The organism is Duganella sp. 1411 (assembly GCF_017833525.1).
Taxonomy (GTDB): Bacteria; Pseudomonadota; Gammaproteobacteria; order Burkholderiales; family Burkholderiaceae_D; genus Rugamonas.
This window is the reverse complement of sequence record NZ_JAFICD010000018.1, coordinates 1-1349: the sequence shown is the minus strand read 5'-3', so window position 1 is coordinate 1349 and position 1349 is coordinate 1. Positions and strand designations below refer to the sequence as shown.

Here is a 1349-nt window from a genome sequence, read left to right as displayed (position 1 = left end):
CCTCGTCCCAGTCCCTTGAATTACGCGCCCGGATTTGCCTAAGCGCCTTCTATGAACCAGAAACTGACTATTCCAACAGTCAGACAACCTTCCGCGATCCGTCCCCCCATCGCATCATACGACGGTGCAGGAATATTAACCTGCTTCCCATCAGCTACGCATCTCTGCCTCGCCTTAGGGGCCGACTCACCCTGCTCCGATGAACGTTGAACAGGAAACCTTGGGCTTACGGCGTGGGGGCTTTTCACCCCCATTATCGCTACTCATGTCAGCATTCGCACTTCTGATACCTCCAGCATCCTTTACAAGACACCTTCGCAGGCTTACAGAACGCTCTCCTACCATATGCTTGCGCATATCCGCAGCTTCGGTGACTGGCTTAGCCCCGTTACATCTTCCGCGCAGGACGACTCGATCAGTGAGCTATTACGCTTTCTTTAAATGATGGCTGCTTCTAAGCCAACATCCTGACTGTTTTAGCCTTCCCACTTCGTTTTCCACTTAGCCAATCTTTGGGACCTTAGCTGGCGGTCTGGGTTGTTTCCCTCTTGACGCCGGACGTTAGCACCCGACGTCTGTCTCCCAAGCTCGCACTCATCGGTATTCGGAGTTTGCAATGGTTTGGTAAGTCGCGATGACCCCCTAGCCATAACAGTGCTCTACCCCCGATGGTGATACTTGAGGCACTACCTAAATAGTTTTCGGAGAGAACCAGCTATTTCCAAGTTTGTTTAGCCTTTCACCCCTACCCACAGCTCATCCCCTAATTTTTCAACATTAGTGGGTTCGGACCTCCAGTGCGTGTTACCGCACCTTCATCCTGGCCATGAGTAGATCACTTGGTTTCGGGTCTACACCCAGCGACTATCGCCCTGTTCGGACTCGATTTCTCTACGGCTTCCCGATCTGGTTAACCTTGCCACTGAATGTAAGTCGCTGACCCATTATACAAAAGGTACGCAGTCACGGAACAAGTCCGCTCCTACTGTTTGTATGCACACGGTTTCAGGATCTATTTCACTCCCCTCCCGGGGTTCTTTTCGCCTTTCCCTCACGGTACTGGTTCACTATCGGTCGATTACGAGTATTTAGCCTTGGAGGATGGTCCCCCCATATTCAGACAGGATTTCTCGTGTCCCGCCCTACTTGTCGCACGCTTAGTTCCACACATCGCATTTCACATACGGGGCTATCACCCGCTATGGCTCCAATTTCCAGTGGATTCTGTTATGCGTCATGCTAAAACGTGCAGGCTCTTCCCATTTCGCTCGCCACTACTTTGGGAATCTCGGTTGATTTATTTTCCTGCAGCTACTTAGATGTTTCAGTTCGCCGCGTTCGCTTTGCAT

At 51.4% G+C, this 1349-nt stretch carries 1 rRNA gene; it reads right to left on the bottom strand.

The features are described from left to right. A 23S ribosomal RNA gene (locus JOD97_RS32435) occupies nt 1–1349 on the bottom strand; the annotation flags it as partial.